Origin of the sequence: Mycobacterium sp. 360MFTsu5.1 (assembly GCF_000383495.1) — a bacterium.
Lineage (GTDB): Bacteria > Actinomycetota > Actinomycetes > Mycobacteriales > Mycobacteriaceae > Mycobacterium > Mycobacterium mucogenicum_B.
The window spans coordinates 310,318-330,380 of the sequence record NZ_KB911463.1 but is presented as its reverse complement, the minus strand read 5'-3'; the positions used below and the strand labels follow the sequence as shown (position 1 = coordinate 330,380).

17 protein-coding genes are annotated in these 20,063 nt (G+C 67.0%); 9 read left to right on the top strand and 8 right to left on the bottom strand.

From position 1 onward, the window contains the following. The first annotated feature begins 11 nt into the window (after positions 1–11). Together H289_RS0105120 and H289_RS0105115 are read left to right on the top strand one after the other, a co-directional pair. Positions 12–587 carry a class I SAM-dependent methyltransferase gene (locus H289_RS0105120; protein ID WP_020099682.1) on the top strand — a complete coding sequence of 192 codons (576 nt, stop codon included), beginning with the start codon at positions 12–14 and terminating at the stop codon, positions 585–587. A 40-nt stretch (positions 588–627) separates the two neighbouring features. Next, positions 628–1,839 (top strand): DUF7373 family lipoprotein, encoded by a 1,212-nt coding sequence (locus H289_RS0105115; RefSeq protein ID WP_020099681.1) that lies wholly within the window; start codon positions 628–630, stop codon positions 1,837–1,839. On the opposite strand, the gene H289_RS0105110 is transcribed toward H289_RS0105115, so the two are convergent. Continuing rightward, positions 1,829–2,344, bottom strand: coding sequence for a hypothetical protein (locus tag H289_RS0105110; RefSeq protein WP_029104801.1), 516 nt, complete (start codon positions 2,342–2,344; stop codon positions 1,829–1,831). The two genes, H289_RS0105115 and H289_RS0105110, sit on opposite strands and share 11 nt — an antisense overlap. Before the next feature lie 81 nt (positions 2,345–2,425). Between H289_RS0105110 and H289_RS0105105 the strand changes: the two genes are divergently transcribed. Next, positions 2,426–4,096 carry an alpha-keto acid decarboxylase family protein gene (locus tag H289_RS0105105; protein ID WP_020099679.1) on the top strand — a complete coding sequence of 557 codons (1,671 nt, stop codon included), beginning with the start codon at positions 2,426–2,428 and terminating at the stop codon, positions 4,094–4,096. A 7-nt stretch (positions 4,097–4,103) separates the two neighbouring features. On the opposite strand, the gene H289_RS0105100 is transcribed toward H289_RS0105105, so the two are convergent. Then, positions 4,104–4,880 (bottom strand): alpha/beta hydrolase family protein, encoded by a 777-nt coding sequence (locus H289_RS0105100; protein ID WP_020099678.1) that lies wholly within the window; start codon positions 4,878–4,880, stop codon positions 4,104–4,106. A 155-nt stretch (positions 4,881–5,035) separates the two neighbouring features. On the opposite strand from H289_RS0105100, the gene H289_RS0105095 reads away from it, so the two are divergent. Further along, positions 5,036–5,929 carry a mycobacterial-type methylenetetrahydrofolate reductase gene (locus H289_RS0105095; protein WP_020099677.1) on the top strand — a complete coding sequence of 298 codons (894 nt, stop codon included), beginning with the start codon at positions 5,036–5,038 and terminating at the stop codon, positions 5,927–5,929. 32 nt (positions 5,930–5,961) lie between these two features. On the opposite strand, the gene H289_RS0105090 is transcribed toward H289_RS0105095, so the two are convergent. After that, positions 5,962–6,423 carry a hypothetical protein gene (locus tag H289_RS0105090; RefSeq protein ID WP_020099676.1) on the bottom strand — a complete coding sequence of 154 codons (462 nt, stop codon included), beginning with the start codon at positions 6,421–6,423 and terminating at the stop codon, positions 5,962–5,964. Positions 6,424–6,546: 123 nt separating this feature from the next. Between H289_RS0105090 and H289_RS0105085 the strand changes: the two genes are divergently transcribed. Then, positions 6,547–7,065, top strand: a complete 519-nt coding sequence (locus H289_RS0105085; protein WP_020099675.1) for a MarR family winged helix-turn-helix transcriptional regulator — start codon at positions 6,547–6,549, stop codon at positions 7,063–7,065. Here the strand turns inward: H289_RS0105085 and H289_RS0105080 are convergent. After that, positions 7,055–8,284, bottom strand: coding sequence for an acyl-CoA dehydrogenase family protein (locus H289_RS0105080; protein ID WP_020099674.1), 1,230 nt, complete (start codon positions 8,282–8,284; stop codon positions 7,055–7,057). The two genes, H289_RS0105085 and H289_RS0105080, sit on opposite strands and share 11 nt — an antisense overlap. Before the next feature lie 82 nt (positions 8,285–8,366). On the opposite strand from H289_RS0105080, the gene H289_RS0105075 reads away from it, so the two are divergent. Next, the gene (locus H289_RS0105075) at positions 8,367–8,981 is read left to right on the top strand and encodes a TetR/AcrR family transcriptional regulator (RefSeq protein WP_036420135.1); all 615 of its coding nucleotides are present in this window, start codon (positions 8,367–8,369) and stop codon (positions 8,979–8,981) included. Here H289_RS0105075 and H289_RS29750 read toward each other — a convergent pair. Continuing rightward, positions 8,978–9,571: a TetR/AcrR family transcriptional regulator gene (locus H289_RS29750; RefSeq protein ID WP_036420134.1), complete on the bottom strand. Its 594-nt coding sequence runs from the start codon at positions 9,569–9,571 to the stop codon at positions 8,978–8,980. The two genes, H289_RS0105075 and H289_RS29750, sit on opposite strands and share 4 nt — an antisense overlap. A gap of 199 nt (positions 9,572–9,770) precedes the next feature. Here H289_RS29750 and H289_RS0105065 point away from each other — a divergent pair, with 199 nt between their 5' ends. Further along, a complete protein-coding gene (locus H289_RS0105065) occupies positions 9,771–10,988 on the top strand; it encodes an oxygenase MpaB family protein (RefSeq protein ID WP_029104799.1) in 1,218 nt (405 codons plus the stop codon). Positions 10,989–11,081: 93 nt separating this feature from the next. Beyond that, positions 11,082–14,978, top strand: coding sequence for an ATP-dependent RNA helicase HrpA (gene hrpA / locus H289_RS0105060; protein WP_020099670.1), 3,897 nt, complete (start codon positions 11,082–11,084; stop codon positions 14,976–14,978). Positions 14,979–15,027: 49 nt separating this feature from the next. Here the strand turns inward: hrpA and H289_RS0105055 are convergent, their stop codons facing one another. Beyond that, on the bottom strand, positions 15,028–16,128 hold the full coding sequence (locus H289_RS0105055; RefSeq protein ID WP_020099669.1) for a DUF1214 domain-containing protein: 1,101 nt from the start codon (positions 16,126–16,128) through the stop codon (positions 15,028–15,030). Beyond that, a complete protein-coding gene (locus tag H289_RS0105050; RefSeq protein WP_020099668.1) occupies positions 16,125–16,700 on the bottom strand; it encodes a TetR/AcrR family transcriptional regulator in 576 nt (191 codons plus the stop codon). Before H289_RS0105050 ends, H289_RS0105055 begins: the two co-directional genes overlap by 4 nt. A gap of 108 nt (positions 16,701–16,808) precedes the next feature. Here H289_RS0105050 and H289_RS0105045 point away from each other — a divergent pair, with 108 nt between their 5' ends. Then, a complete protein-coding gene (locus tag H289_RS0105045) occupies positions 16,809–17,972 on the top strand; it encodes a sulfotransferase family protein (protein ID WP_081633329.1) in 1,164 nt (387 codons plus the stop codon). 9 nt (positions 17,973–17,981) lie between these two features. Here H289_RS0105045 and H289_RS0105040 read toward each other — a convergent pair whose 3' ends face one another. Beyond that, positions 17,982–19,751, bottom strand: a complete 1,770-nt coding sequence (locus tag H289_RS0105040) for a CocE/NonD family hydrolase (RefSeq protein WP_036420232.1) — start codon at positions 19,749–19,751, stop codon at positions 17,982–17,984. Between the last annotated feature and the right edge of the window lie 312 nt (positions 19,752–20,063).

The following is a 20,063-nucleotide window of genomic DNA, read 5'->3' as shown; positions in this document are numbered from 1 at the left end:
AGGAGACCGCGATGCCGGTGATGTCCAAAGTCGAGCGGGCATTCTGCTGCGGCGCCATGTGGAGAACCACCACCCGAGCCGTGCTCGATATGCTGCCCACCGACAAGCTGGGCGAGCAGTTGCTCGAAATCGGTTCCGGCAGTGGCGCCATCGCCGAGGGGTTGTCGACCGCGCGTCCCGGGCTGGCCATCACCGCGACCGATCTGGACCCGGTCATGGTCGACGCCGCAGCGCACCGGCTGAAGGACAACCCGAACGTGACGGTGCAGAGCGCCGATGCGACCCGCCTGCCGTTCGCCGACGATGCGTTCGATTCGGTGGTCAGTTGCCTGATGATGCACCACGTCATCGAATGGGAGGCCGCCGTCGCCGAGATCGCCCGGGTGCTCAAGCCCGGCGGGGTGTTCGTCGGTTACGACCTGACGCGGACACCGGTGGCCACGGTCGTGCACCGGGTGGACCGGTCGCCGTTCCGCCTGGTGAACCCCGATGAACTGGTTGCCGAAGGACGTCGCAACGGGCTGCGTATCGATACCAGTACCAAGGTGTTTGGGCATGTGATGCAGTTCAGTGCCGCGAAGACCTGACACTGAGTAGGTTGGTCTGCAGTCGGCAGGGGAGGGACGCATGCGGGGTCTGGTCAGCTGTGGAGCGGTGGTCGCGGTGGCGCTGCTGGCCGCGGGCTGTGGTGGCGGATCGACACAGTCGAGCCCGGCCACGTCATCCGCGAAGCCGGCGACGTCGACGACACCGCCGCCACCGCCGATCGTCGCCCCGGCGCAGCTGAAGCCGGGGAACTACCCGACCAAGCCGCATGAGCCCTACGGCACCGCGGGTGCCCCCGGGGCCGGCGCCAGGCTCGAGGCGCAACAGCTGGCCGGCTACGTGGTGGGACCCTGGCAGGTCGACAGCACGCTCATCGAGCCTTATCTGTCAACGTATTTCGTGCTCGACGAGCCCGGTCTGCTGGCCCAGTTCGGGCCCGAGAACATCGCGACCGCAGCCGGCAGGCACAACTTCATCGATGGGTTCGCCTCGGCGCGGGAGTCTGCGGCCAAGACGGTGCTGATCAACGGCGTACTGCGCTTCGCGTCGCCCGCTGATGCCACTGCCGCGGCCGGCGACATGAACGCGGCAGCCCTCCAGGTCAAGATCCGCGGCGCAGAGCCGAAAACCGTTGCCATCCCGGAGCATCCGGATGCGCTGGCGTCGACGTACGACGTCGACTCCCGCGGCACGAAGGTGACCACCGTGCGGTCCTTCACCGCGCACGGCCCCTATGTCCTGACGCAACTGGCGCAGTCAACAGCCGGCCCTGATCCGGCCATCGCGTTGGTGGCCAAGGCGACAGGCGCCCAGGTCACCGCGATCGAGCCCTTCAAACCCGCGGCAGAGTTGCCGACCGTGCCGATCGATCCGACCGGGCTCCTGGCCTTGACGCTGCAGACCGAATCGCCACGCAATTCGCAGAACGCCGTCTACTCCGGCACCGGGGCCCTGCACTTCCAGAGCGACCCGGTCGCGTCGAGCAAGGTGTTCCAAGACAACGGGGTGACAGCGTTCGCGCGCGGCAAGACGAGCGTGTATCGGGCCAAGGACCCGGTGTCGGCGGTGAACGTGGCGAACACCTTCGGCAAAGAGGTGTCGGTGGACGGCACCGAGACCGCCGATCCGGTGCCGTCGCTGACGCTCAGCCGCTGCATCCTGCTGGCCAACCCGAAGCAGTTTTACTGTGTTGCGCCGGCAGGCGACTATGCCATCGAGGCGCGGGGCGCCGAGTTGAAGGATGTGCACGAACAGGTTGCCGCCCAATACATCCTGTTGACGGCTAAGCCTTAGCGGAGCCGTTCAGGGACACGCCGGTGGCCGACTGCAGCAGGCAGATGACGGTGCTGGGCAGCGGCGTGTGTCCGGTGCGATCCATGTTCGAGTCGATGAGATAGGTCGAGGTGTACCGGCTGCTCTGGCCGGCGTACTGCGTCAGGCCCGCGGCGCATTGCTGGTCGGCGACACCGGCGATGGCGTCGTTGACCGCGACATTGGCACGCAGGAATACCTCGGCGATGTGCGGGGCCGCGCAGTCCACGAGTGTGACCTCGACGACGCTCGGGTCGGTGGGTGGCGGTGAGTTCAGGCAGTCGCCCACCTGCAGGTCGACCCACTTGGCCTGCCGCGCATTCGGTTTCACCGGTACGACGGGCACCGGCGGCGGGAGCTGGGCTGCCGTTGTCGTGGGCGCGGTCGATGTGGTCGACGACGGTGCCGCTGACGTATTCGAACCACAGGCCGCGAGCAGCGACACCGCCGCGACCTGCCACACGAGCCGATGTGGGCGAACGGTCATGGCCGTCATGGTAGTGCTTGTGGGGCGGTGTCCGGGCTGGGACGGTTACCATCGCGGTACCAGCGACACCAGGAGGTCGGTATGCCCGAGTACACCGTCGGTGACTACCTGCTGGACCGGCTCGCTGAATTGGGTGTGACCGAGATTTTCGGTGTACCAGGTGATTTCAACCTGGAACTGCTCGATCATGTGATCGCGCACCGGGATGTCCGATGGGTCGGCAGCGCCAACGAACTCAACGCCGGCTACGCCGCTGACGGCTACGGCCGGCTGCGCGGCATGGCGGCGCTCATCACCACGTTCGGCGTCGGCGAGTTGTCCGCGGCGAACGCGATCGCGGGCAGTTACGCCGAGCATGTCCCGGTGGTGCACATCGTCGGCACGCCGTCCATTGACGTGCAAGGCTCGCGCCGGGTGATCCACCACTCGCTCGGTGATGGCGACTTCGACCACTTTCACCGCATCGCCCGCGAAATCACCTGCGCACAAGCCAAACTCGTGCCGGCCACGGCCACCCGCGAGATCGACCGGGTGCTGTCCGAGGTGCACGAGCGCAAGCTGCCCGGCTACCTGATGCTGGCCACCGATGTCGCCCGGTTCCCCGTTGAACCGCCGACCGGACCGTTGCCGCGCTACACCAGCGGCACGAGCCCGCGGGCGCTCTCGCTGTTCACCGCGGCAGCCGCTCGTCTGATCGGCGAGCACCAGCTGACGGTGCTGGCCGACCTGCTGGTGCACCGACTGGAAGCCGTCCCGCAGCTGGAGGCACTGCTGGCGGCCGACGTCGTGCCGCACGCAACGCTGATGTGGGGTAAGAGCCTGGTCGATGAATCCGCACCGGAGTTCCTCGGCATCTACGCGGGTACCTCCAGCCAGGAGTCGGTTCGCCGGGCCATCGAAGAGGCCCCGGTGCTGGTGACCGCCGGGGTTCAGTTCACCGACATGGTGAGCGCATCGTTCACACAGCAGATCGACCCCGCGCGGACCATCGACATCGGACCCAACCAGAGCACCGTGGCCGGCGAAGTCTTTGCGCCACTGGACATGTCGGCCGCGCTCGAAGCGATCACCAGCATCCTGACGGCCCGGCCCACCCGGTCGCCCGCGGTACCGCAGCCGGTGCCCGACGCACCCGACCCGGTGCTCGAACCGGATCAGCCGCTCACTCAGAAGGCCCTGTGGGACAAGGTCTGTGGTGCGCTCACCCCGGGCAATGTGGTCCTGGCCGAGCAGGGGACGTCGTACTACGGCATGGCCCGGCACCGGCTACCCAGCGGCGTGGCGTTCATCGGCCAGCCGTTGTGGGCCTCCATCGGTTACACGCTGCCGGCCGCCCTCGGTGCGGGTCTGGCGGAGCGGGACCGTCGTCCGGTGTTGCTGATCGGCGACGGCGCCGCGCAGCTCACCATCCAGGAACTCGGCCAGTTTGGCCGCGAGGGTGTGCCCGCCGTGGTGATCCTGGTGAACAACGACGGTTACACCGTCGAACGCGCGATCCACGGTCCGGCCGCGCCGTACAACGACATCGTGACCTGGCGGTGGCGCGACATTCCGGCGGCGCTCGGTATCCCAAACCCGTTGTCCCACCGGGCGACAACCTGTGGTGAGTTGGAGGCCGCACTGGCCGACGCGGCTGCCCATCCGGACGACCTCGTCTTCATCGAAGCCGTCGTCACCGAACTGGATGTGCCGCCGCTGCTGGAGGAACTCGCCGCGGCCATCGCGAAGGCCAACAAGGCCGCCGGTAGCTGAAGGCGGGTTACCGCGGACGTGCCTTGTCCGGACCCAGGTAGGCGTCGGCCCAGGCGCCGATGATCCGTCCCGCCCGCTTGGCCTGTCCTGGCCCGGTGAGCAGGTGTTCGGTGCCCTCCAGCGAGACGAAGCTGCGCGGGTGACGGGCGGTGCGGAAGATCTCGCTGGCGTTCTCGATGCCCACGGTGTTGTCGGTGGGGGAGTGCAGGATCAGCAGCGGCAGGTGCAGTTCCTTGATCTTGGCGTGCAGCTTGGCCGCACGGACGTCCTCCACGAAGTCGCGCTTGAGCGTCAGCTCGCGCCCGCCGACCATCCACTGCGCACTGCCGTTCGCGAGCACGCAGTCGAGGATGTCGTCGTACTGCTTCTCGACATGCGACGGGTCGATGGGCGCAGCGACCGTCGCGACCGCGCGGACGCCGGGCGCCTGCCGTGCCGCCGCCAGCACCGACGCCCCGCCGAACGAGTGGCCCACCAACAACGCCGACGGTGTGCCGCGCTCGGACATGAACTTGCACGCCTCGATGACGTCGTTGGTCTTGTGGGTGAAGGACCCGTCGCCCCAGTGGCCTTCCGAGTCGCCCAGGCCGATGGCGTCGAAGCGGAGCATTCCGATGCCATCGGAGGCCAGTTGCTTGCAGATGCGCGCCGCGGCAGGGGAGTCCTTGCCGAGCGTGAAGCCGTGGGAGAAGACGCCCCAGCCGCGCGGGGTGCCTTCGGGGAGGTCGATGATCCCGGCGAGCATGGGGCCGGTGGAACTCTGGAACTTGACGCGTTCAGCCACGGGACGGGTTTATCACGGCTGGCAAGCCGGACGTGGCCGATTCTTTGCTGGAGGCCATCGGTAGGGTGGAGGTTTCACGGGAAACACGACCTGCGGGTCGTAGCGGTCAGTGACGCCTGCGCCCCGTATGTAGTCCTGAGATCCGGAGCAGAGTCGTGACCCTGAACACCATCGCCTTCGAACTGGTCCCGCCCAATATTGAGCGCGGTCCCCAGTTTGCGGTCGACGAGGCGCACAAGGTGCTGCTCAACGCCGCGGCCGTCGGCCTCGAGGGCCGCATCCGGCACGTGATGATCCCCGGGATGATCGAGGAAGACGGCGACCGGCCCATCGAGATGAAGCCGAAGATGGACGTCCTCGACTTCTGGCAGTTGATGAAGCCCGAGCTGCCGGGCATCCGTGGGCTCTGCACCCAGGTGACGTCGTTCCTGGACGAGGACGCGCTCTCGAAGCGGCTGGCTGTGCTGCAGGAGGCGGACTTCGACGGCATCGCGTTCGTCGGCGTCCCGCGCACCATGAGCGACGGTGAGGGCGCCGGCGTGGCACCGACCGACGCGTTGACGATCTACCGCGATCAGGTGCCGAACCGCGGCGTCATCCTGATTCCGACGCGCGATGGCGAGCAGGGCCGCTTCAACTTCAAGATCAACCAGGGCGCCACCTACGGGATGACCCAGTTGCTGTACTCGGACACGATCGTGGGCTTCCTGAAGGAGTTCGCTGCGACCACCGAGCACCGGCCTGAGATTCTGCTGTCGTTCGGGTTCGTCCCGAAGATGGAGTCGAAGGTTGGCCTGATCAACTGGCTGATCCAGGATCCGGGCAACCCGCTGGTCGCCGCCGAGCAGGAGTTCGTGTCGCGGCTGGCCGGCGAGGAGCCCGCGGCCAAGCGTGCGCTGATGCTCGACCTGTACAAGCGCGTCATCGATGGCGTCGGCGAGCTCGGCTTCCCGATCAGCATCCACTTGGAAGCCGCCTACGGCGTCTCCAAGCCGGCGTTCGAGACGTTCGCCGAGATGCTGGAGTACTGGGCGCCCGACAAGGGTTAGCCTCTCGCGCCGATACGGCGTTGTGGCGGAGCCTATTTCGAGGCTCCGGCCATTCCCCCGAACAACCGCCCAGCGTCGGCGGGTGTCAGTCCGCCGGGCATGGTCGGCATGCGGACCTCGGCGCGGCGGGCGGTGTCGCCCGGATTGTCGATGGAGTCCGACGTCTTACGAATCTGAGTCGCGGCCGGATCGGCGGCGCCTCCGGTGTACTGCTGCGCGTTGATGGACACCGCCGGCTGAGACCGGGGGATTGCGCCGGGCGCCACGCGCCCGGCGGGTGTCATCGGTGCGGTGGACGTGCGGCCGGCATTGGTCTGTGCGCTGACGGAACTGGTCGGTTCGGGGCGGTCGATCACGGGGCCCGGGTGGGGACCTTTTGCCGCCGCCGGCGCGGCCATGGCGATGGACAGCGCCGACAACCCGATGGCGGTCCCTGTCACGAGGCGCGTGATGGAACGACGGAACTCGGTGCCGGTGTGGTGGGTGGTGTTCATGGCGCTGCCTTTCTAGATACTTGCTCGAACAAGTAATAACTGGCAGCTATTCCAACTGGGGTTATACGGCGATGGCTCGGGAGTATGCTGATTAGACAACTAATGGCTTCTGGGGGTGCGCTGATGGCGACAGAGAGCGACGAAGGTCGGGAGACGTGCGAGGCGATGGCATTGCCGACGGCGGCCCGCAGCGGCCCCGTCAGTCATGCGGTCTTTCAGCTCACCCGGCTGACGCGAACGATCATCGCGACGCTCCTGCGTCCCCTCGGTCTGTACCCGGGCCAGGAGCTGGTGATGATGTACCTGTGGGATCGCGGCCCGCTTCGTCAGACGGATCTGGTGCGACTCACCAGCTCCGATGCGCCGACGATGACCCGCATGATCCAGCGGCTGGAGCATGCCGGATTCGTCCGCCGCTTCCCGAGCCCCGAGGACAAGCGCGCCCATCTGATCGAGGCCACGCCGGCCAGCCGCGGACTGCGGGACCAGATCGAGGGTGTGTGGCGTGAGATCGAAGAGTTGACCGTCGGCGATCTGAGCGAGGCGGAACGGATGACCGTGCTGCGCGTCGTCCAGGGTCTGGAGCATCGGCTTGCCGGCGCGGTGATGGGCTCGGCCGGCCGCGATCCGCTCAGCCCGTGATGTCGCGGCCGATCAGGTGGCGGGCGATGACCCACTGCAGAACTTCGTTGGCGCCTTCGAAGATTTCCAGGATCTTGGCGTCGCGGTAGATCTCTTCGAGCCGGTAGCTCTCGCCGGTCGCCGACACCCGCCGTGCGAACCCGTAGCCGCCGTGGATTTGGAGCGCGTCGCGCGCGAGGTCGTTGGCGAGCCGGGTCGCGTAGGACTTGGCCATGGATGCTTCCGGCTCGCCGGACCGGTCGCCGCGGTCGAGGCGGACGGCCGCCTTCTGGTACATCGAGCGGGCGGCTTCGAGTTCGGTGGCGCGTTCGGCCAATTTGTACTGCCAGTACTGCATCTCGCCGAGCTTGCGGCCGAACAGTTCTCGGCTCCGCAGTCGGGCCACCGCCAGGTCGAGTGCGATCTGGGCGACGCCGACACCGGCCGCGGCGATGCCGAGTCGCCCTGCGGCCAGGGACGCCAATGCCGTGGCCAAGCCCCGGCCGGGCTCGCCGAGCGCGTGGTCTGCCGGCACGGCGACGTTGTCGAAAACGATGTCGGCGGTGATCTGGCCGCGGTGACCCATCTTGAGATCCGGTTCACCGACCTGGACGCCGGGGCTGTGCATGTCGATCAGGAGCATGGTGGCGTTGTCGGTGTCACCGTCGCGGCACAGGATGCAAACCCAATCGGCGACAACCGAATTGGTGATCCACCGTTTGCGGCCCTTAACGACGAATCCGTCCGGGGTTCTCGTGGCGACGGTCTGCAGCGCGGTCGGCGTCAGATCGCTCGACGCGTCGGGTTCTGTTGTGGCGAAGGCGAACACGGCGTCGCCGTTGATGAGGCCAGGTAGGACCTGCGCGCGGATGTGGGGTTGGGCGAACGAGAGGGCGCGGGCGTTGAGGATGCACTGCCCGTCGTACACGCCGGCCAAGCTGGAGCTCTCGTAGGCGATTTCCTCGGTGACGATGCAGGTCGCCAGCATCGGGTGCTGCAGACCCGCGCCGAACGGCTGCTCGAACGGCACCGCGAAACAACCGGCGCCGGCAAGGCCCTTGAAGGCGGTCCACGGGAACGAGTCGACGGACTCCTCGCGTTGGGCGATCTCGCGGGCGACCGGTGCCAGGTGCGTGGCGACGGCGTCGCGGGCCATTGCCCGGACGTGCTGCACGTCGTCGGGCAGGAACACGTCGTGCCACATGCGATCGGCGGTCCGGGTGATGGATTCGGTGTCCATGCGCGTCCTCCTGCGTCGGTTGCGGCCGAGCGTAGGCAAATCCGGGCAAACTAGTCAACTCTGACTAGTTTATGATTTGGTGATGACGCCACCTCGACGTGCACAACGCCGCGGCATCGCGGTGCAGGAACGCATCCTGGACGCCGCCGTGCGGGCGCTCGTCGAACACGGGTACGCGGGCACGTCGACGCTGCGCATCCAGCAGATGGCCGAGGTCAGTCGGGGAAGCCTGTTGCACCAATTCCCTTCGCGTGACGCCTTACTCGTCGCAGCAGTTCAGCACCTCGCCGAAGCGCGGTTCAATGAACTGAGCACGCGGACCGCGTGGCCGGACGACCCCGGGGAACGGATCCGTGCTGCCGTGATGACGATGTGGTCGACCTACCAGCAGGACTACTTCTGGGCGGCGACCGAATTGTGGCTTGCCGCACGGCATAACGCCGAGCTACGCGACAGCCTCGAGCAACAGGAGCGGGTTCTCTACCGCCAGGTCCGCACGGTGACCGATGCCATGTTCGGCGAGCCGCTGAACCAGCATCCCGACTACGCCCGGGTGCGCGAGACGCTCAACACCAGCATGCGTGGCGTGGCGCTCACCTACGCCTTCGATCGCCGGAATGCGTTGCGCGACCCGCATCTACCGGACTGGATCGCGCTCGCGGCATGTCTGTTGCCAGCGGATCCGGCCACAAGCTAGCGGGCTTCGGTCGTGATCTCCGACGTATCGTCCGGACGGCTGCGGATCATGCAGAACGCGACGAGAGCAGTCAGTTCGTCGAGGAATTCGTCGTGGTCGATGGAGGGGCGGTCGAGCACGTATCGAATGGTCAGATGCTCGACGGCGCGGACCACCATCCAGATTCTCGTGTCGGGGTGGTCCGAATTCTGGTCGCGCAGCCGCAGGTGCGCGATCGCAAGCTCGCCGACCCGCTGTTCGAAGTCGGCGATCTTGTTTCCCAAGCCGAGTCTGGGAGTGTGTTCGATCAGCGCTCGCAGCATCTCTGGTTGATCCATCATCGCGTCGAGCAGGATCGCGATGACTTCCCGGAGCGAGCGGATGTCTTCGGGTTGGCCGACCTGCTCCACGAGGCGTGTGGTCACTGAGCGCAGGACTTGGTCTGTGTACGCGTCGATGATGGCCGCGACGATGGTGTCCTTGTTGGGAAAGTACTGATAGAGGGAACCGGGACTGATGCCGGCAACTTCCGCGATCCGATTTGTTGTAGCTGCGTCGTATCCGCGGTCGATCAGCACTTGCCGACCCGCCTCGAGTATGCGTTCGACCATCAAACGCGAGCGTTCCTGTCGCGGGGTACGTCGCGGGACCCTCGGTGTGCTGCTCATCGGGCACTCACGAAACGAATTGTATGCGAGTAAAAGCTCGTGTCAGCATTTTGGGCATGGCTTCATCGACCCGAGAACAACGACGTTCTGGCAGCTCCGGTGCCTCGCGGAACTGGCACCCGCACATCGACGGAGTGCGCCGATGACCGCACCCATTCCCGCTCGTCACCCTGAGGAGCCCCGCGGTGTCCCGGCTTTGGTGCGGATGTTCGTGCTGCTGCTGGGTATTGGCAAGCCGAATGCCGAGCAGTGGGAGCACCTCGGTCAGCGGCTCACAGTCGGCGACGAGCCCGCCGACCGCCTTGTCGATTGGATGATGACCGCAGGCACGCTGCAGGCCCGGCCGTTGTTTGACCGGGCGCTGGCCGAGGGCATCGCTGGAGTGCCCGACGCGCCGGAACCGCTGCGGGAATTCTTTACCCAGATCGAGGAGACCCCGGACTGGGTGGACCTGGCCAAACTGCGTGTCGGTGCGCGCACGCTCCGCCGGGCCGGAGCTGACGGGATGTACGTCGCGCGTGACGTGTCACTTCTGGGGGGCTATCAGTTCTCCGGCTTCAACAAGACGCTGCTGCGCACCGGCGCGCTCGAGAAAGGTTCCAACAAGCGTTTCGCCGAGACCATGCAGTGGGCGCTGGATGTCATTGCCGATGGTGGACTGGAGCCGCTCGGCGTCGGTTACCGGTCCACGGTCCGGGTGCGGTTGATCCACGCTTTCGTGCGTCGCCATGTCGCGGCAATGCCGGACTGGCGGGCGGATGAGTGGGGTGTGCCGGTCAACCAGACCGATATGGCCGCCACGCTTGTCGGTGCACTCATTGCTCCGCCCGCCGCAGCGATCGGGATGGGATTTGTGTTCTCGCCGAACGAACTCGAGGGTGTTGCGCATCTGACCCGCTATGTCGGGTGGCTGATCGGTGTCCACGACGAGTGGCTGCCGCGCAGCTTCCGTGACGGGGTTCGCGTCCTGTACCACACGCTCACTGCTTTGGCTGCGCCCGATGAATCAACCAAACAGTTGGCGATGCCGATGGCTCAGGATCCACTGGCCTGGCATTACCGCGTCCTGCCGAGCCTGCGACGCCGCGTCGCACAGGCACAGCACCTGTCGGTCACCAGTGGGTTCCTGGGACCCCGCGCAATGCAAAACCTCGGCCTGACCTACGTGCCGCCGTGGTACCCGGTGCTGCGCATCCCGGTGAACCTGACGCGCAGTGTGGCTGCCCTGGTTCTTCCTGGTGGCATGGATCGAGCTGACGTGTGTGGACAGCGCGAGCAAGAAGCGTTGCTACGCACCATGATCGGCGACACCACGACAACAATCGGAGAATCAGCCGCGCACGTCAGCCGCGTTGCCTGAGCGGGCACGCTGCCGCGAATTCGTCAACTGCTGTGGTCCTCGATCTCTACAGCCGAACGACCGTGCTGCAGGCCACCACCTATCCTGGGACTGGTGTCCGACCTTCAGCTGCGCGAACTGCGTGATCGTCTGGATGGTCTGACCATCCGTGACGCCGCGCGGCTGGAGCGTCGGCTGAAGAATCTGCGGGGCGACAATCCCGAGAAGATCGCCGAACAGATCGCGGCCGCGGAAGGGGTGATCGCCAGCCGCCTCGCGGCTGTTCCTGCGATCACCTATCCCGACCTGCCGGTCACCGACCGTCGAGGTGAGATCGCCAAGGCCATCACCGACAACCAGGTGGTGATCGTCGCCGGCGAGACCGGCTCGGGCAAGACGACGCAGCTGCCCAAGATCTGTCTCGAGCTCGGCAGGGGCATCCGCGGCACCATCGGGCACACCCAGCCACGGCGGCTGGCCGCGCGCACGGTGGCGCAGCGCATCGCCGACGAAACCGGCACGGCACTGGGCGGGGCCATCGGCTACACGGTGCGGTTCACCGATCAGGCCAGCGACTCGACCCTGGTCAAACTGATGACCGATGGCATTCTGCTCGCCGAGATTCAGAGGGACCGGCGGCTGCTGCGGTACGACACGCTGATCCTCGACGAGGCGCACGAACGCAGCCTCAACATCGACTTCCTGCTCGGGTATCTGCGCGAGTTGCTGCCGCGTCGTCCGGACCTGAAGGTCATCGTGACGTCGGCGACCATCGAGCCCGAGCGATTCGCCAAACACTTCTATGACGCGCCGATCGTCGAGGTCTCCGGCCGCACGTACCCCGTCGAAATCCGTTACCGGCCACTGGAAGTACCGGTTGCGGTGGACGACAGTGATGACCCGGACGACCCGGACCACGAGATCGTCCGCACCGAGCCGCGCGACCAGACCGAGGCCATCGTCGACGCGGTGCGCGAACTGGAATCCGAGCCGGCGGGCGATGTGCTGGTCTTCCTGTCCGGTGAGCGCGAAATCCGGGACACCGCAGAGGCTTTGCGGGACGCATTGTCGGGTGACACCTTCCCGACCGAGATCCTGCCGCTGTACGCCCGGTTGCCGACCGCGGACCAGCAGAAGGTCTTCACCGCCAAGCCGGGTGGGCCGCGCCGGATCGTGTTGGCCACCAACGTCGCCGAGACCTCGCTGACCGTGCCGGGCATTCGGTACGTCGTCGACCCCGGCACAGCGCGCATCTCCCGCTACAGCCGGCGGACCAAGGTGCAGCGGCTGCCGATCGAACCGATCTCGCAGGCGTCGGCCGCACAGCGGTCCGGCCGGTCGGGCCGTACCGCACCCGGTGTGTGCATCCGGTTGTACTCGGAAGAGGACTTCGCGAGCCGACCTCGGTACACCGACCCCGAGATCCTGCGTACCAACCTGGGCGCGGTCATCCTGCAGATGGCGGCGCTGGGGCTCGGTGACATCGAGGCGTTCCCGTTCCTGGACCCGCCGGATGCGCGCAGCATTCGCGACGGCATCCAATTGCTCCAGGAATTGGGCGCTTTCGACGCGAAGGGCGCCATCACCGACGTCGGTCGCCGGCTGGCCCGCCTGCCGCTGGACCCGCGCGTCGGCCGGATGATCCTGCAAGCCGACACCGAAGGCTGCGTACGTGAGGTGCTGATTCTGGCCGCCGCACTGTCGATCCCGGATCCGCGGGAGCGGCCGTCCGACCGGGAAGAGGCCGCGCGGCAGAAGCACGCACGCTTCGCTGACGAGCATTCGGACTTCATCTCCTATCTGAACTTGTGGAACTACCTGCGCGAGCAGCGGAACCAGTTGTCCGGCAGCGCCTTCCGCCGGATGTGCCGCGACGAATTCCTGCACTACCTGCGGATTCGGGAATGGCAGGACCTGGTCGGCCAATTGCGCAGCATCGCCGGTGATCTCGGTATCCGGGAGTCGGGCGACGACGCCGACCCGCTGCGCATCCACACCGCGCTGACCGCCGGGCTGTTGTCGCACGTCGGGTTGCGGGAAGGTGAGACGCGCGACTACCAGGGCGCCCGCAACTCGCGATTCGTGCTGGCGCCGGGGTCTGTGCTGACGAAGAAGCCGCCGCGGTGGATCGTCGTCGCAGATCTGGTGGAGACGAGTCGGCTGTTCGGCCGTATCGCGGCGCGCATCGAACCGGAGACCGTCGAGCGGGTCGCCGGAGATCTGTTGCAGCGCAGCTTCAGTGAGCCGCACTGGGATGACCGCCGGGGTGCGGTCATGGCGTTCGAGCGGGTGACGCTGTACGGGCTGCCGCTGGTGCCGCGCCGTCGGGTCGGGTACGCGCAGGTGGATCCCGTGGTCGCGCGCGAGCTGTTCATCCGGCACGCGCTGGTAGAAGGTGACTGGCAGACGCGGCACCACTTCTTCCGCGACAACACGCGCCTGCGAACTGAACTGGAAGAGCTGGAGGAGCGCGCCCGGCGCCGGGATCTGCTGGCCGGCGATGACGAGGTCTACGCCTTCTACGACCAGCGGGTCCCCGAAAGCGCGGTGTCGGCACGGCATTTCGACGCCTGGTGGAAGAAGCAGCGGCATGTGACGCCGGACTTGCTGACCATGACGCGCGACGACCTGCTGCGCACCGACACCGACGCCGACCAGCCCGACACCTGGCAGACCGGCGACCTGTCGCTGCCGTTGAGCTACCGGTTCGAGCCTGGCGCTGCCGACGACGGTGTGACGGTACACGTTCCGGTCGAGGTGCTGGCCCGGCTCGGCGGCGACGGTTTCGCGTGGCAGGTGCCCGCGCTGCGGGAAGAGTTGGTCACCGCGCTGATCAAATCGTTGCCCAAGGACCTGCGCCGCAATTTCGTGCCCGCGCCCGACACCGCGCGGGCGGTGCTGCCGGACCTCCATCCGGGAGACGGCTCACTGCTCGAGGAGCTGCAGCGTGAATTGCGTAGGCGCAGCGGCATTCTGGTGCCGATCGACGCCTTCGACCTGAGCAAGATTCCGGACCACCTGCGGGTCACCTTCGCCGTCGAGAAAGACGGCACCGAGGTGGCGCGCGGCAAGGACCTGGGCGCGCTGCACGATCGACTGGCCGGCTCGGTCCGGCAGGCCGTGGCGGGTGCCGTCGCGGGCGATCTGCAACGGACCGGCCTCAAGGCCTGGCCGGACGACCTCGCCGAGCTGCCCCGCACCGTGGAAAGCTCGGCCGGCGGCCACACCGTGCGCGGATTCCCGGCGTTCGTGGATACCGGCGCCGCAGTGGATATCCGGGTCTTCCCGACGGCGGCTGAGCAGGCCGCGGCCATGGGTCCCGGGCTGCGACGGTTGCTGCGGCTCGCGGCGCCATCACCGGTCAAGGCTGCCGAGCGCGGGCTCAATCCCCGCGCGCGCCTGTCGCTGTCGAGCAACCCGGACGGCAGCCTGGCGGCGCTTCTCGAGGACTGCGCCGACGCAGCGGTGCGGGTGTTGGCGCCCAAGCCGGTGTGGACCGCGGCGGACTTCACGGCGCTGCGCGATACCGTCGCAGCCAAGCTGGTCCCGACGACACTCGACGTCGTCGGTCGCGTCGAGCGCGTGTTGACCGCCGCGCACGCAGCGCAGGTTGCGTTGCCCGACAAGCCTTCTGCGCTCCAGGCCGACGCCGTCGCCGATATCCGCGCGCAGCTGGCTCGGCTGTTGCCTGTGGGATTCGTCGCGGCGACGGGCGTGACCCACTTGGCCGACCTGACCCGCTACCTGACGGCCATCGGCCGACGCTTGGAGCGCCTGCCGCAGGCGCCGGCGGCAGACCGGGAACGGATGGACCGCGTCCACGCTGTCGAGGACGCATACGACGAACTGCGGCAAGCGCTTTCGCCACTACGTTGCCAAGGTGAGGACGTCCGCGACATCGCCCGGCAGATCGAGGAGTTGCGCGTCAGCCTGTGGGCCCAGCAGTTGGGCACCCCACGGCCGGTCAGCGAGCAGCGGATCTACCGGGCCATCGACGCCGTCGTCCCGTGATTTGTGCACGATTTTCCGCGGTCGGCGCGGAAAATCGTGCACAAATCCCTCAGGAAGGTGACGTGGGGGCGTCGGCGATCTTGACGAGCTGCACTTCGGGCCGGTCCGGCACCTGATCGGTCAGGAACCAGCGGAACGCCAGGTTGCCCACCGGATAGTCCAGTGTGGTCAGCGAATTCGGGTGGGAGGTGGTGCCGCGCGACAACACGACCGTCACCGTGCCGTCGGCATTGGGCACTGCGCTGTAGCCATTGAGCGAACTACGGGCGTCACTGGCACCGGGGGTGGCCATGAACTGGTTCCACACCACCAGGTTCCAGAACCGGCATGCCGGCGGACGGTGGGTGATGACCAGAGCTTCGTCATCGGCGAGCACGAAGCTGCCGTACGAATAGCAGGCGTCGCGCGCCGACCAGCCGAAGTTGGCGTCCGGCACCTGATAGGGCGCGGCGAATTCATTGGCTAGATGGGCGGTTTCGTGCCCGAGGCTGGCATCGTCGACGGCGCGGGTGCCCACCGGCATCGGCATGATGGCGAACAGCGTCCGAATCCAGGTGGCGCTGGACCGCAATGCGGCGGCGGTTGCGGCGTCACTGTGCCGGAACGGGTCCGGTGCATCCAGTGCCTCGATGTTCCAGGTGACCGGACGGCCCGTCGTCGGATCGGCCTGGTAGTCGCGGGTCAGGAAGACCGCTGCCTCGGGCAGGGGTCCGAGCTCGAAGGAGAAGTTGCCATCGGCGTCGAATTCGATGTCGGTGTCACGGATTATCGCGACGACGCGGTTGGACCAGGCGCCGGGAGAGGGCTCGTTGTACGCGGTCAGGGATAGGTAGACGCTGTCGCCCTTGTTGCCGCTGATCCGGTATTTGCGCTCCGGGTCGACCGGACACATGTGGTAGTAGGCGTCGGTGTTGTCGCCGCCCCAACGGCGGTCGTGCCGGGTCGGGGTGTTGACGGTGACGAACTGCGGCCGTCCCGGCTCGGGGAACAGATAGCAGTCGAGGGCCACCCCGAGCCCCGTCGCGAGCATCCGGTAACCGTCGGCGATCTGGCGGTCGTCGGTGACGGCACGCGGACCCTCGAGGAAGGAGGTGTCGAGCTCGCGAAGGGTGTCGAGGAGTTCCCGCCAAGCGGCAGCGGATTCGGTCATGCGCCAATACCTTTCAGAATGAGTGTGGTGTTGCGGTCGATCCAGTCGTCATCGGGGGCAGCGCTCCGCGTGAGTGCGGCGAGCAGTGCGATACCGGTGATGACCTCGGTCAGGTCAGCGGAGGCGACGTCGGCGCGGAGTTCGCCGCGTGCCGCGGCGGCATCGAGGCGGGCATGCAACCCGGGACCAAGTGCGTCGGCGAACCGATCCAGCAGAGCGCTGTGCAGGGTGGCGTCGGCGGTCATCTCGCCGAGCAGTCCAGGGAGCGCGGCGCGGGCCGCCGGGGTGCTGAGCACCGCCACGGTGCCGCGGACCATGGCCCGGACATCGCCTTCGAGAGAGCCGGTGTCGGGCAGTTCCGTGGCGACACCGGCGGGGAATGCGGCCTCGTGGACGAGGTGGGCCTTGCTGGGCCAGCGCCGGTAGATCGCCGGTTTGCTGGTGCCGGCCTGCTTGGCGATGGCGTCCACGGACAGTGCGGCATAACCGACTTCGCCGAGGAGCTGCACGGTCGCGTCCAGTACGGCGTCGTCGATGCGCCGATCACGTGGTCTACCAAGTTCTTTCGCCATTACGAAACTTATAGTAACATAAGTAGTGTGACTGGCACCACAGACGTTGTCCGGCTCGATGACCTGGCCTGTCCGACCTTCACGGCCGAGGCGCAGCAGTTCCGCGACATGATGACGATGCTGGCGGCGGACTGTCCGCTCGACGCGGACGCGCTGCACGCCAAGGCGAGCGCCGACACCGGCCTCGACGACTTCGGCGCCACCGACTACCGCGAACGCCTCGAGGTGCTGCTGGGCGCGCTCCGGCAGATCGACGGCCTCAACGGCCCCGGCGTCGTGAACTTCTACGGCCAACTGCTGCAGCTGTTGAAGAATCGGCTGCTGCTCACCGATTTGTTGAAGCGGCACCCCGAGATTCACGACATCGAACTGCTGCCTCCGGTGGTGATCGTCGGGCTGCCGCGCACCGGGACCACGCACCTGCACAACCTGCTGGCCGCCGCGGGAACCTTCCGGACCCTGCCGTACTGGGAGTCGATGGAGCCGTTCCCGCTGGCGTCCGAGGCCGGTATCGAGCCGGACCCGCGGCGCACCCGGATGGACGTCGCGGTCAACGTGATGAACATCGTGATGCCGCACTTCCCGCTGATGCACGAGATGACCACCGACCACGTACACGAGGAAATTCAGTTGCTGGCCAACGACTTTTCCACGATGTACTTCGAGACCTTGGCGGACGTCCCCGCGTGGCGTGACTACTACGAATCCCACGACCAGACGCCGCACTACCGGCACATGGTGACCCAGCTGAAGGCCTTGCAGTTCCTGCGCGGCGGCCGGCGCTGGTTGCTCAAGTCGCCGCAGCATCTCGAACAACTACCAGTGCTCAATGCCGAATTGCCCGGTGTGGTCGGCGTTTTCACGCATCGCGATCCGGTGCCGGTGGTGCTGTCGATGCTCGCGATGATCACCTACTCGGCGCGCATGCACCGCAGCCCGGTTCCGGTCGAACACATCGCGGCATACTGGGTGCAGCGGCTGGAGCACATGCTCGCCGGGCTGGTCCGTAACCGGGAGATCATCGGCCGGGACCGGTCCATCGACATCCGCTTCGACGATTTCATGGCCGACGATCTCGGCGCCGCGGAAAGCGTTTTCGCCCTTGCGGAGGAACAACTTTCGGAGGTCGAACGCAGCAAGATGGCGGACTACCTCGCCAGCCACCAGCGCGGCCGGCTGGGCCGGGTCGAGACCTCCTGTGCGATGTTCGGGCTCGACCCGGATGACCTGAAGGCCCGCTTCGCGCCCTACACGCAGCGCTTCCTGGCGTAGTCTCTCGCGCTACGACTGCTGCATCGTGGCCGGGTCGGCCAACGGCACCACGAGGTGCGAAGCGTGTACGCCCCCTTGAGAAATCCGATACGTCCCGCCCGCCAGTGCCGTCCGCTGCGGGCGGGTCGGCACCAGATGCGGGAAGTCGTACGTCGTCAGCGTCAGCCGCAACCGGTGGCCCGGGGCGAGGAGCGCCGCGGTCGGGAACACCTCGATGTCGTAGCGAGTCAATTCACCGGGCACGACGGGCTCGGCGGCAGCCTTGGTGCTGAGGTGTTGCGGCCGTAGCACGGTGCCGTCGGGCAGGAGCCAGCTGGCCTCCGGGTCGAGGGCACGATGCGACCCGAGGAGCGCCCCCTGCGTCAGCGGCCGGCTGACGCCTTCCGGAGAGAGGTCGTCGAGGTGTGCGACCCACAGGGTTTCGGTTCGATCTGCAGTGGCGAAGATCGTCAACCCGACCGGCCCGGCCAGCAGCTGCTCGGTGTCGAACGCCTCGCTGGTGTAGGTCAGCGCGTCGCGCTGCAGCCGGGAGTTGTCCTGGTCGTACCGGACGCTGCGGCCCGTCTGCGACACCATGAAACTGCCCATGCCGAGGCTCCACTGCTCCAGGCTGCGTCCGGAAACCGGTCCGCGAGAGAGGTATTGGAGCGTGGCGGTCGACTCGTCGGCCGACGGGGTGGCATGCAGGCCGCCGCCCAGGCCCAGGTACAGCCGCGTCGGGGTGGCCTCCGGGAACGGATAAGCACTGGTGCGGAACCACTTCGGGCTGCCGATCGCCTGGAACCGTACCGGCGCACCGGTGACGACCGCGGTCTCGTCGTCTTTGAGCCAGCGGTTGAACCAGCGCAACTGCAGGGCCTGCAGATGCTGCCCGTCGAGATCCGAGACGTGGTACCAGGGACCGGCCATGAGCTGGAACTTGTCGGAGACGGGCTGGTCGGCGGTCATGGCGGCGTCGGCGGGACGGCCGGCGAACGTGTTCTGCAACGCCACATAGTTCAAGGGCGCGCCGCGCTGGAACGCGTCATGCCAGCCGGCCACCAGAAACACCGCAATGCCGTTCTCGGCGATCTTCGGCACCACGTCCGCGGGGCGCATGGTGTCCCAGAACGTGCCGTCGAATGCGGTGTCGCCGCCACCGATGGCGTCCTTGATCAGGCTCTTGAAATAGCTGCGCTGGTCGCTTCCGCGCTGGCGCACCGCGGAAATGCCACCGGCCCTGGGCCTTTCATGGCTACCGCGATGGGCGAACTCCAGTGCCGGGTTGATCACGTTCAGCAGCGAGTAGGTGGCACCGTAGGCGCGGACGGTACGCATGTGCGGGACGCCACCCATGGTGACGACATCGCGGTAGAAATCGTTGGCGGCCATCGCCGGGAAGATCGCCTTCAACGGCGAGCCGGGACCCACCGCGGCGGCCGTCATGAGTTGGTTGATGGCCAGATACGAGATGCCGAACATGCCGACGCGGCCATTCGAATTGGGCAGCGTCGCAGCCCAATTCACCAGGTCGACGCCGTCCTGCACCTGCTCGGGCCCGAGCATCTCGAAAGACCCGCCCGAAACTCCGGTGCCCCGCACGTCGGCCATCACCTCGATGTAGCCACGACGGATCAGGTACGGCGTTGCGCCACCACCGATCTGGGCGGCCGGCGGGGGTGCCTTCTTGCCGTACGGCGTCATCGAGAGCAATACGGGGAAGGGGCCGGCAGCGGCCTCGCCCGTCGCCGGGTCGGTCGGATAGTGGATATCCACCCGCAGCGAGATGCCGTCGCTCATCGGCACTGCCACGTTGTGGTGCACTCCGACGCCGTACCGCGCCGGCGGGGCTTCCCAGGGCGGCAAAAGTGGCGATGGGCTGGTCTTGCGGGTGCGTGCGGCCGCCCAGCCTGCTATGGCCTTGATCCGTGCGCCGACGCCTGCTGTCTCGACATTCGTCTCCACGCCTCGACCGTACGCCGAACCCGAAAGAAGTTATTGCTTCGTGACGGAACCGTGTCAGGGCGCTCGGGGGTGTTCCCAGTCTCGGTCCGTAGCATCCGATCAGTGACCAGTAGCCCGTGTGAAAGAGACGACGCAGGTAAGGGCGTC

Excerpts from the sequence above, each read along its gene's own strand:
- H289_RS0105045 (WP_081633329.1), top strand. The coding sequence starts at position 16,809 with ATGATGACGATGCTGGCGGCGGACTGTCCGCTCGACGCGGACGCGCTG.
- H289_RS29750 (WP_036420134.1), bottom strand. The coding sequence starts at position 9,571 with ATGGTCGAACGCATACTCGAGGCGGGTCGGCAAGTGCTGATCGACCGC.
- H289_RS0105090 (WP_020099676.1), bottom strand. The coding sequence starts at position 6,423 with ATGAACACCACCCACCACACCGGCACCGAGTTCCGTCGTTCCATCACG.
- H289_RS0105085 (WP_020099675.1), top strand. The coding sequence starts at position 6,547 with ATGGCGACAGAGAGCGACGAAGGTCGGGAGACGTGCGAGGCGATGGCA.
- H289_RS0105075 (WP_036420135.1), top strand. The coding sequence starts at position 8,367 with ATGACGCCACCTCGACGTGCACAACGCCGCGGCATCGCGGTGCAGGAA.
- H289_RS0105120 (WP_020099682.1), top strand. The coding sequence starts at position 12 with ATGCCGGTGATGTCCAAAGTCGAGCGGGCATTCTGCTGCGGCGCCATG.
- H289_RS0105105 (WP_020099679.1), top strand. The coding sequence starts at position 2,426 with ATGCCCGAGTACACCGTCGGTGACTACCTGCTGGACCGGCTCGCTGAA.
- H289_RS0105065 (WP_029104799.1), top strand. The coding sequence starts at position 9,771 with ATGACCGCACCCATTCCCGCTCGTCACCCTGAGGAGCCCCGCGGTGTC.
- H289_RS0105080 (WP_020099674.1), bottom strand. The coding sequence starts at position 8,284 with ATGGACACCGAATCCATCACCCGGACCGCCGATCGCATGTGGCACGAC.
- H289_RS0105050 (WP_020099668.1), bottom strand. The coding sequence starts at position 16,700 with ATGGCGAAAGAACTTGGTAGACCACGTGATCGGCGCATCGACGACGCC.
- H289_RS0105055 (WP_020099669.1), bottom strand. The coding sequence starts at position 16,128 with ATGACCGAATCCGCTGCCGCTTGGCGGGAACTCCTCGACACCCTTCGC.
- H289_RS0105110 (WP_029104801.1), bottom strand. The coding sequence starts at position 2,344 with ATGACCGTTCGCCCACATCGGCTCGTGTGGCAGGTCGCGGCGGTGTCG.
- H289_RS0105040 (WP_036420232.1), bottom strand. The coding sequence starts at position 19,751 with ATGAGCGACGGCATCTCGCTGCGGGTGGATATCCACTATCCGACCGAC.
- H289_RS0105115 (WP_020099681.1), top strand. The coding sequence starts at position 628 with ATGCGGGGTCTGGTCAGCTGTGGAGCGGTGGTCGCGGTGGCGCTGCTG.